At 62.9% G+C, this 10,097-nt stretch carries 10 protein-coding genes; 3 read left to right on the forward strand and 7 right to left on the reverse strand.

Going from position 1 to position 10,097, the window contains the following annotated elements; genetic code table 11:
* Positions 1 to 3: 3 nt before the first annotated feature.
* The 7 genes from BM045_RS15380 to xylF all read right to left on the reverse strand — a co-directional run bounded on the left by BM045_RS15380 (position 4) and on the right by xylF (position 6,701).
* Positions 4 to 879 (reverse strand): polysaccharide deacetylase family protein, encoded by an 876-nt coding sequence (locus tag BM045_RS15380; RefSeq protein WP_139198813.1) that lies wholly within the window; start codon positions 877 to 879, stop codon positions 4 to 6.
* A gap of 81 nt (positions 880 to 960) precedes the next feature.
* Positions 961 to 1,425, reverse strand: a complete 465-nt coding sequence (locus BM045_RS15385) for a YaiI/YqxD family protein (RefSeq protein ID WP_092184776.1) — start codon at positions 1,423 to 1,425, stop codon at positions 961 to 963.
* Positions 1,426 to 1,429: 4 nt separating this feature from the next.
* A complete protein-coding gene (locus BM045_RS15390) occupies positions 1,430 to 2,557 on the reverse strand; it encodes an S-(hydroxymethyl)glutathione dehydrogenase/class III alcohol dehydrogenase (RefSeq protein ID WP_092184778.1) in 1,128 nt (375 codons plus the stop codon).
* 67 nt (positions 2,558 to 2,624) lie between these two features.
* The gene (locus BM045_RS15395; protein ID WP_092184780.1) at positions 2,625 to 3,374 is read right to left on the reverse strand and encodes a DUF1345 domain-containing protein; all 750 of its coding nucleotides are present in this window, start codon (positions 3,372 to 3,374) and stop codon (positions 2,625 to 2,627) included.
* Positions 3,375 to 3,430: 56 nt separating this feature from the next.
* Positions 3,431 to 4,213: an ATP-binding cassette domain-containing protein gene (locus tag BM045_RS15400; RefSeq protein WP_092184782.1), complete on the reverse strand. Its 783-nt coding sequence runs from the start codon at positions 4,211 to 4,213 to the stop codon at positions 3,431 to 3,433.
* A 12-nt stretch (positions 4,214 to 4,225) separates the two neighbouring features.
* Positions 4,226 to 5,515, reverse strand: coding sequence for a sugar ABC transporter permease (locus tag BM045_RS15405; RefSeq protein ID WP_244523021.1), 1,290 nt, complete (start codon positions 5,513 to 5,515; stop codon positions 4,226 to 4,228).
* 139 nt (positions 5,516 to 5,654) lie between these two features.
* Positions 5,655 to 6,701, reverse strand: coding sequence for a D-xylose ABC transporter substrate-binding protein (gene xylF, locus BM045_RS15410; protein ID WP_092184784.1), 1,047 nt, complete (start codon positions 6,699 to 6,701; stop codon positions 5,655 to 5,657).
* Positions 6,702 to 6,924: 223 nt separating this feature from the next.
* Here xylF and BM045_RS15415 point away from each other — a divergent pair, with 223 nt between their 5' ends.
* The 3 genes from BM045_RS15415 to BM045_RS15425 all read left to right on the forward strand — a co-directional run.
* Positions 6,925 to 8,142, forward strand: coding sequence for an ROK family transcriptional regulator (locus BM045_RS15415; RefSeq protein ID WP_092184786.1), 1,218 nt, complete (start codon positions 6,925 to 6,927; stop codon positions 8,140 to 8,142).
* Positions 8,143 to 8,308: 166 nt separating this feature from the next.
* Positions 8,309 to 9,736, forward strand: a complete 1,428-nt coding sequence (locus BM045_RS15420) for a mannose-1-phosphate guanylyltransferase/mannose-6-phosphate isomerase (RefSeq protein ID WP_092184788.1) — start codon at positions 8,309 to 8,311, stop codon at positions 9,734 to 9,736.
* A gap of 29 nt (positions 9,737 to 9,765) precedes the next feature.
* Positions 9,766 to 10,097, forward strand: a 332-nt coding sequence (locus tag BM045_RS15425) for a sugar phosphate nucleotidyltransferase (protein ID WP_244523016.1), incomplete at its 3' end; no start/stop codon positions are given.

Below are 10,097 nucleotides of genomic sequence, written 5' to 3' on the forward strand. Positions count from 1 at the left end.
CCTCTACAGCGTGCCCCGCAGTAGCGGTGCATCGGCGGTGATCATGTCGCGGCCGAAGATGGACGTATCCTTGGGCACCAGCCGCACCACCGAATAGCCCTTGTCCTTGAGCTCGGCCAAGAACAGCGGCAGCATGTCGACCGTGCGCTGGTGGATGTCGTGGAACAGGATCACCCCACTGCCCCGCGCTTCGAGCTTGACTATGGTGCGCGCCACCACGACTTCGGGCGTATCCTTGTAATAGTCCTTGCTGTCGATATCGACATCCAGCACCACCATATTACCCTGCAAGAGGTTGGTGCGCAGGAACCCGGTCTGCGACAGATAGGGGAAGCGGAAGAAGGGCGCCATGGTCTGCCCGCCGCCCGCCAGCGCCGTCTGCACGGCCCGCTCGCCGCGCGCGATCTCGTCCAGCGCCGCCTGGCTGGTCAGCGTGCTCAAATCGGTATGGTCGAAAGTGTGACTGCCCACGGTATGACCGCTGGCCGCAACGGTCTGGGCCAGCTTGGGATGAGCCTGCGCGGCTGAGCCGAGCATCAGGAAAGTCGCCTTGGCGCCGAAATCGTTCAGCGTCGCCAGGATGCGCTCGGTCTTGTGCGGGCGCGGACCGTCGTCGAAGGTCAGCACCACTTCGCCGGGCCGCAGGATGATATCGGTGGTGGTTGCCACCGCCAAAGTGCGCCCGCCGATATTGCCGGTGGCAAAGATCCGCTCGGGCATCGGCTGGTCAAGCATCGGCGCCGATACCTTGAAAATATTATTGGTGATCGCCGCCCGATCGGCCACCTGGGTAAAGGTCGGATTGGGGCTGGGCGGCTTGGCGCAACCGGTCAAAGCAAGGCTGAGCAGCACGGCAGACAGGACAACACGCGACAGCAACACGGCTCGCACCCAGCACAACGACGACTGGGCACACCATTAATTATTATGGTTAATAATCCGCTTGCGAAAACTTAAGAACTACTTACCAGCCAAAGACTTAGCCTTGCGACCAAGAGTATCCAGCGCGCTGAGAAAGGCCGAGCGATCGGCCGGTCTGAAGCCGGGATTATAGCCCTTGATCTCGCCTGTTTCGCGCAGATGCTGCTTCAGATCGCGCATCGCCAGCGCCATGCCGATCGACGCCGGGGTAAACGGCTTCCCCGTAAAACCCAGCACATGGCACCCCTTGTCGATGGCCCGGCTGGCCAGCGGAATATCGGCCGTCAGCACGATGTCATTGCCTTGTGCCTGCTCGACGATCCAGTCATCGGCCGCATCGGCGCCCTGTGGCACCACGATGATCCGCACCATCGGATCGCGCGACGGGCGCACCCCGCCATTGCTGACATAGGTGATGACCAGACCCAGGCGCTCGGCCACGCGCATTGCCTCTTCCTTGACCGGACAGGCATCGGCGTCAACGAAGATTCCCGGGTCTGGCATGGGCTTAATAGACGACGACAGAGCGGATGCTTTCGCCCGAATGCATCATCTCGAAACCCTTATTGATGTCTTCCAGCCGCAGCGTGTGGGTGATCATCGGATCGATCTCGATCTTGCCGTCGAGATACCAGTCGACGATCTTGGGCACATCGGTGCGCCCCTTGGCGCCGCCGAAGGCCGTGCCCATCCAGGTGCGGCCGGTGACGAGCTGGAACGGGCGGGTGGAGATTTCCTTGCCCGCGCCGGCCACGCCGATCACCACCGACTTTCCCCAGCCGCGGTGGCTGCATTCGAGCGCCTGACGCATAACCATGGTGTTACCGGTGCAATCGAATGTGTAGTCGGCGCCGCCGATCAGGTCACCCCGGCGCTTGGTCAAGTTGACGATATAGGGCACCACGTCGCCCTCGATTTCCTTGGGATTGACGAAATGCGTCATGCCGAAGCGCTCGCCCCAGGCCTTCTTTTCATTGTTGATATCTACGCCGATGATCATGTCGGCGCCGGCCAGGCGCAGGCCCTGGATGACATTGAGACCAATACCGCCGAGGCCGAACACTACGGCTGTCGCGCCGATCTCGACCTTGGCCGTATTGATCACCGCGCCAATGCCGGTGGTTACGCCGCAGCCGACATAGCAGACCTTGTCGAAGGCCGCCGAGGCGTCGATCTTGGCCACCGCAATCTCGGGCAGCACCGTGTAGTTCGAGAAGGTCGAGCACCCCATGTAGTGGAAGATCGGCTTGCCTTCGAAGCTGAAGCGCGAGGTGCCATCGGGCATCAGTCCCTGCCCCTGCGTGCCGCGGATGGCGGTGCAGAGATTGGTCTTGCCGGAGCGGCAGGCATAGCATTCTCGGCATTCCGGCGTGTAGAGCGGAATGACGTGGTCACCCTTCTTGAGCGAGGTGACGCCCGGCCCGACATCGACCACGACGCCCGCGCCCTCATGGCCGAGAATGGCCGGGAACAGGCCTTCCGGATCGGCACCCGACAGGGTGAAATCGTCGGTGTGGCAGAGACCGGTCGCCTTGATCTCGATGAGAACTTCGCCAGCCTTGGGGCCATCGAGATCGACCTCGACGATTTCAAGCGGCTTGCCAGCCTGGAAGGCTACAGCGGCGCGGGTTTTCATGGCGGGATTCTCCTTGGCTCAACTTTGGCCAAGCTTTGACACACCGGGCCCACGCGGGGCAACCCGCCTAAACGCCGCCCACCGCCACCGCGACATTGACCGTCGCCGCCACGATCAGCGTGTTGAAGAAATACGAGAAAGTGGAATGCAGCACCACCATCTTGCGCATCTTGTTGGACGTGACGCGGATGTCGGAGACGGCAAAGGCGACCCCGACCACATAGGCGAAATAGAGGAAAGCCACGCCATCCGGATTGTCGCCGTCGGGGAATTCCAGCCCGCCGATCAGTTTGCCTTCCTGTCCGTTCGGATTGGCCGAGGGGCTCTCGTAATATTCATAGGCATAGTGCATGGCCGCCAGCGTATGCACCACAAACCACCCCAGCAGCACCGAGGTGACACTGATGATCACCTCATAGAGCAACGGCCCGTCCTCGCCATTGAGCGCCATGAACAGCGTGGCGCAGCTGGTACCGACCACCCCCAGCACCACCACGAAGATCAGCGGCGTCGGCGAGTCGGTGGCATCGGCGCGTGATTTGAGAAAATCGGCGGTCAGCACCGGCAGGGTGACAAACATCAGCCCGAGATAGGTGACGAACATCCCGATGGCGCCGAAGGGAATGGCAAAGGTCGGCAACAGGAACATGGTGATGACAAACACCACGGCCCCGACGCCCAGCCCGATGAACAGCGCGCCATGGCGCGGCAGGTTCAGCGCGGCAAACTTGTGCCCCAGTCGATGCCGGCCACTAGGCTTGTGCGCCTCCGCCGGCTTGGTGACTTTTTTGACCGGCTGCTTGCGTCGTGTTGCCAATTGATTGCCCCTCGCCTGCCGACCCTAGATGGCCAACCGGCGGACGCATAATGATTTCAACCGGCAATGGCTCCCGGCCCCGGCGTCGCCCCGGCCGGCACCTTGCCCAGGATGATCATGCCCAGCACTTCATCCTTGGTGACGTCGCCCGTGCGGGCGCTGCCCACCACCTGCCCGTTCTTCATCACCACCACCCGGTCGGCCAAGTCGAACACGTCATGGATGTCGTGGCTGATCAGGAAGATGCCGATGCCGTCCGACTTGAGCTGCTTGATCAGATCGCCGACCTGAGCCGTTTCCTGCGGGCCGAGCGCCGCCGTCGGCTCATCCATGATGAGGATGCGCGCATTGAAGAGGATGGCCCGCGCAATGGCGACCGACTGGCGCTGCCCGCCGGACAGCGCCTTCACCGGCTCCTTGAAGCGGCGGAAGTTCGGATTGAGCCGCCCCATCACTTCGCGCGCCTTGGATTCCATGGCGGCGTCATCCAGCGTGCCGAGCGGCGTCACGATCTCGCGGCCCAAAAACAGATTTGCCGCCGCGTCGACATTATCCGCCACCGCCAGCTGCTGGTAGATCGTCTCGATGCCATAACCCTTGGCGTCGCGCGGATTGTTGATCGTCGCATCCGTACCATTGATGCGGATCGAGCCCGTATCGCGCTTGTAGGCGCCCGACAGGATCTTGATCAGCGTCGACTTCCCGGCGCCATTGTGGCCGAGCAGGCCAACCACTTCGCCGGGAAACAGGTCGATCGAAGCGCGATCCACGGCCCGGATGCCGCCGAAGGAGATGGAGATATCGTTCATCTCGACGAGAGGCGTTCTGGTGTCCAGCATGACAAGGACTTCCTAGTGTTTATTGCGGCGGTAGAGCGTGTCGAGCCACACCGCGAAAACGAGAACAATGCCGACGACGATCGACTGCAACGGGCTGTCGAGCCCCATGAGAACCATGCCGGACTGCAGCGACTGCATCACCAGCGCACCCAGCAGCGCGCCGGCAATCGAGCCGACACCACCGGCCAGCGACGTGCCGCCGATCACCGCCGCAGCGATGACATAGAGCTCGTCCAGCGTACCCAGCGCATTGGTTGCCGCATTGAGGCGTGCCGTAGAAATTGCGGCTGCGACGGCGCAGAGCGCCCCCATCAGCATGAAGATCTTGACCGTCACCCAGCGCGTATTGATGCCGGCCAGCTCTGCCGCCTCGGGATTGCCGCCCATGGCAAACACATAGCGACCAAAGCGGGTGCGGGTGGCAATGAAGGTCATCGCCACGCCGACGCCCAGCGCGATCAGCACCGGCACGGCAATGCCATGCGAGATGAACAGCCCGCCCTCGGGAATGGTGATGCCATTGGCCTCTGCATAGTTTTCCGCAATGCGGCGCGGCCAGGGATAGGAATTGGCGACCCAGACGGCCCCGATGGTCAGGCCGCAGCCGATGGCGCCGAGCGTCGCCTCGGCCCAGACCGGGCGCTGCGGAAAGCTGAAGCGGCGGCGCTGCCGGCGGCCGAGATAAAGCCCGATCAGAATGGCGGCACAGGCGACCACGCCGACAATCCAGCTCCACAGCTGGCCGACCGAACCGGCAGGGCCACCGCCCATCAGCTGGAACGTCGGGTCCATCGGCGCCACGGTGCGCCCCATGGTCACCCACCAGGCCGCGCCGCGCCAGACGAGATAACCGCCCAGCGTCACGATGAAGGCCGGCACGCGCAGATAGGCGATGATGACGCCCTGCAGCGCCCCGATGCCCGTGCCGACGACCAGCCCGGCCAGCAGCGACAGCACCCAGATCATCGGATGGCCCAGACCCAGCCCCAATTGATTGGGCAGGATGTCGGTCTGCATCACCCCCATCACCATGCCGACTACGCCCAGCACGGAGCCGACTGACAGGTCGATATTGCGGGTGACGATGACCAGCACCATGCCGGTGACCATGACCGCCACAGAGGCGGTCTGCACAGAGAGGTTCCAGAGGTTTCGCGGCGTCAGGAACAGGCCGCCGGAAAAGATATTGAAGCCGATCCAGATGATGGCCAGCGCGCCGATCATGCCAAGCAGGCGCGTATCGATCTCGGTGGCAACCAGGAAGCGTTGCAGCGGATTCTGCACGTAACGACTGGGATGGATATTGGCCGAATAGGCCTGCTGTTCTGCCAAGTGATGCTCTCCCCCGATGGACCGCACGCCCCGGCGCGATCCTGTCACGACAGTGCCGCAGCGCAAGCGCCGCGGCACCGTTTCGATGTCAGACTAGACCCTTGCGGTCTTAATCACACGCAGCAACCGAACCGGCCGCAACGCCTTGGCACACCACATCCTTGGTCACCCAACCGGCGTCGATGACGACGTTGAGATTGTCCTGGGTTATGGCGACCGGGGCGATGAAGAAGGCATTCATGGCAACGCCCTTCGGCCCGCCCGAGAAGGGCACGACGCCGGTGACGGCATCGAGCGCCTTACCGCCCGCCAATTCGAGGGCCACTTCAGCGGCCTTCTTGCCCAACTCGCGCGCGTCCTTCCAGACCGAGACAGTCTGCGTGCCGAGCGCGATACGGTTCAGCGCGGCATGATCGCCGTCCTGACCCGAAACCGGCACTGAGCCTGCGAGGCCCTGTGCCGCCAGCGCCGCAATGGCGCCACCGGCGGTCCCATCATTGGAAGCGACGACAGCGTCGACTTCATTGTTATTGGCAGTGAGAAACTGTTCCATATTCGCCTGGGCGACTTCGGGGTTCCAGTTGTCGGTATAGGCTTCGCCGACATTCTTGATGGCGCCGGAGTCGATGCCGGCCTGCAGCACTTCCATCTGGCCTTCGAACAGGAAGTCGGCATTGGGATCGGCACTGTTGCCCTTGATGAAGACGTAATTGCCTTCCGGCTGCACGGCGGCAACGCCGGCAGCCTGCAGGCGACCAACTTCCTTGTTGTCGAAGGTCAGGTAGAAGGCATCGGGGTTTTCGATCAGCCGGTCATAACCGACCACCGGAATGCCTTCGGCAACCGCGGCAGCTACGGCCGGACCGACAGCTTCGCTATCCTGCGCCAGAACGATGATGGCATCGGCGCCCTGCGAGATCAGGCTTTCGATGTCCGTCAGCTGCTTGGAGGCCGACGACTGGGCGTCGGCCGAAATATAGGTCGCGCCGGCGGCGTCGAGCACAGCCTTGATGGCGGCCTCGTCGGTCTTCCAGCGCTCTTCCTGGAAATTGTTCCAGGAAACGCCGACGGTAATCCCGTCCTGCGCATAGGCGGCGACGCCGGCCGAGCCGGTGATGACGGTCGTGCAAAGCAAGACCGCTAGAAACTTGTTCATGTCTGTCCTCCCGAGTGGGCCAGTCCTCCTGCCCACAGATTTGCCGGTGGCATAACCCCAGCAGGCACCCTCCACCGGCGCCCTGAGCATTATTTTCACTGCTCGAATAAAAATGTGACATACGTGCCTCAAGCAAGTCAACTTCAATTTCGAAACTCGAAATAAATGCGATTGCTCTATGCGCCGGGGAATGGTGTGGTGTTTTCGGTGAGGAGACGACGGCTTGGCGCGCAAGGTCAGCGATAGCGACAGTGTCCGGCGTCAGAACCGGGGCCTGGTCCTGGGCGCCCTGCGCGTCGAGGGACCGTTGTCCCGCACCGCTTTGGCCTCGGGCACCGGCCTCAGCCACGCCAGCATCACCGCCATTACTCAGGACCTGGTGGAACAGGGCATTATCCTCGACCTTGAGCCCGGCGAACGCGCCGATGCGCGCGGCCGTGGCCGGCCGGCCACCCTGGTCGGTTTCAACCGCCAGGCCGGTAGTGCGGCGCTGTTCGAAATCGACGTCAATCGCGCCCGCCTGTCGCTGGTCGACTACGGCGGCATTCTGGTTGATCGCCTCGAAACACAGCTGACGCCCAAGAGCTTCGCCGAAACCCCGCCGACGCATTTTCTTGCCGAACGCCTGCAGCAACTGCAACAGCGCAATCCCGAGCATGCCAAGATCATCCAGCGCGTGGCGATCTCGGTCCAGGGTATTCTCAATCGCGACGGCCAGATCCTCAAATGGTCCCCTGTCGCCCATATCGCCAACACGCCCTTCGCCGCCGAACTGGCCGAGCAATTCGCCCTGCCCGTCTCGCTGCACAAGCGCGGCCGCCTTTTGGCCGAGGGCGCGCGCTGGCTTGATCCCGCTCTCGCCGATGCCAGCGTCGCCACGGTCTTTGTCGGGTCCACCGTCGCCATGGGCATGACCTTCCGAGGCCAGATCCTCGGGCGCAGCGATGAAGGCGCCACCGAATTCGGTCACATGAACCACCAGCCCAACGGCGCGCTGTGCCGTTGCGGCATGCGCGGTTGCGTCGAAGCCTATGCCTCCGACTATGGCGTCTTGCGCACCGCCTATTCCGTGCCCGAAACCGCCACCCCTGCCCCGGCCGTGCCGGCGCAGGAATATGAAGGCCTGATCGCCCGGGCCGAGGCCGGCGAACGTGCCGCCACCCATGCCTTCAACCTCGCCGGTCGGGCCGTCGGCTTTGGCCTCAGCCGCATGATGGCTGTTTTCGACCCCTCGCATATCCTGATCGTCGGCCCGGGCGCCCGCGCCTTTGGCCTGATGCAGAGCGAAATCTACGCAGCCTTGGCCGGCAGTCTGGTATGTCGTGTCAACGGCCTGCCACAATTGATAGCGTACCGTGATGAACGCGAGCCGGTGTTTCGCGGATTACTGATGAAAACGCTCAACGAGATCGATCAGACTGACTTTGCCACCCGTGCTTGATTGCATGGCAGCCCAACGCCACGCGCCATACTCAATCTATTGTATTCGCGTATGAATCCACCGAAACGCAATTAACCACCGCAGGTTTTTGCTCGCCAAAGCCTTGGCGAAAATAGTATCCACTCCCAACGCAACCGCGCTCTATTCCAGCCAGCAGGACCACCCGATGAGCAAACTGATTGTCCCCGTCATTCTGGCAGGCGGCCAGGGAACCCGGCTCTGGCCCATGTCGCGCGCCGCGCGGCCAAAACAGTTCCTGCCGCTGACCGGCCCGACCAGCCTGTTCCAGAACACGCTGACGCGCGTTACCAATGCCGAGGTCTATGCTCCGGCCGTGGTCGTTACCAATGCCGACTACCGCTTCATCGTCGCTGAACAGGCGGCCGAGTTGGACTTGGCGCTCTCCGGCATCCTGCTTGAGCCGGTGGCCCGCAACACCGCCGTGGCTATTGCTGCTGCCGCCGCCTTCGTCAGCGACCGCTTCGGCCCCGATGCCGTGCTGCACATCCTGCCCTCCGACCATGACGTCACCGCCGGCGACGGCTATTGGCTGGCGTTGCGCGAAGCACTGGCCGCTGCATCGAATGGCGAGCTCGTCACCTTCGGCATCAAGCCGACCCATCCCGAAACCGGCTTCGGCTATATCCAGTCCGAAGCCTCGGTCGGCGCCGGCGTGCGCCCGGTGCAGCGTTTCGTCGAAAAGCCCAATGCTGAACGCGCCGCCCAGATGCTGGCCGAGGGCGGCTATTTCTGGAACTCCGGCATGTTTATGATCGGCGCGGAAAGCTTCCTGCGCGAATGCGAGACACTGGCGCCGGAAACGCTGAATGCCGCCCGCGGCGCCGTCTCCAAGGCCAAGTCCGACCTCGACTTCATCCGCCTCGATGAAATAGCCTTTGCCACCGCACCGAATATTTCGGTCGACTATGCGATTTTTGAAAAGACCGCCAAGGCTGCCGTCGTCGCCGTCGACTTCGGCTGGTCGGACCTCGGCAGCTGGGACGCGGTCTGGAAGGGCGCTGCGCGCGACGCGTCCGAGAACCTGACCCAGGGCAATGTCACGCTCGACAATGTCACCAATTCGCTGATCGTCACCGATCACGCCCATGTCGCCGTCAATGGCCTAGATGACATCGCCGTCGTCGCCACCAATGACGCCGTCTATGTCGGTCGTCTTTCTGAGGCCCAGAAGGTCGGCGCCATGGTCAAGGTGCTGCGCGCCGGCAAGGACACGGTGGGCCTCACCGAAATCCACAAGACGGCCTATCGTCCCTGGGGCGGTTACGCTTCCGTGCTCAATGGCGACCGCTTCCAGGTCAAGCGCCTCTTCGTCAAGCCCGGCAAGAAGCTGAGCCTCCAGAAGCATCACCACCGCGCCGAGCACTGGATCGTGGTGCGCGGCACCGCCGAAGTCACCGTCGATGGCACCATCACCACGCTGAGTGAAAACCAGTCGATCTACCTGCCGCTCGGCTGCGTGCATCGCCTGGCCAATCCGGGCAAGATCGAGCTGGAACTGATCGAAGTTCAGACCGGCTCCTATCTCGGCGAAGACGACATTATCCGTATCGAAGACGAGTTCGGCCGCGCCTGATCAGGCAGCTGTATGAAGGGGTGCAAGCTATGACGTCCACCAAGCGCGTGAGAACCGCCGTATTTCCCGTTGCCGGTCTGGGGACCCGTTTCCTGCCGGCCACAAAGGCTTTGCCCAAGGAAATGCTGACGGTCGTCGACCGGCCGCTGATCCAATATGCCGTTGATGAAGCCCGCGAAGCCGGGATCGAGCATTTCGTCTTCGTCACCGGCCGCAACAAGGGCGTCATCGAAGACCATTTCGATCGCCAGTTCGAGCTGGAAACCACGCTGGAAGTCCGCGGCAAGACCCAGGCACTGCAGTCGCTGCGCCAGGATCTCCCCTCGGCTGGTCGCACCAGCTTCACCCGCCAGCAGGAACC

The organism is Devosia sp. YR412 (assembly GCF_900110945.1).
Lineage (GTDB): Bacteria > Pseudomonadota > Alphaproteobacteria > Rhizobiales > Devosiaceae > Devosia.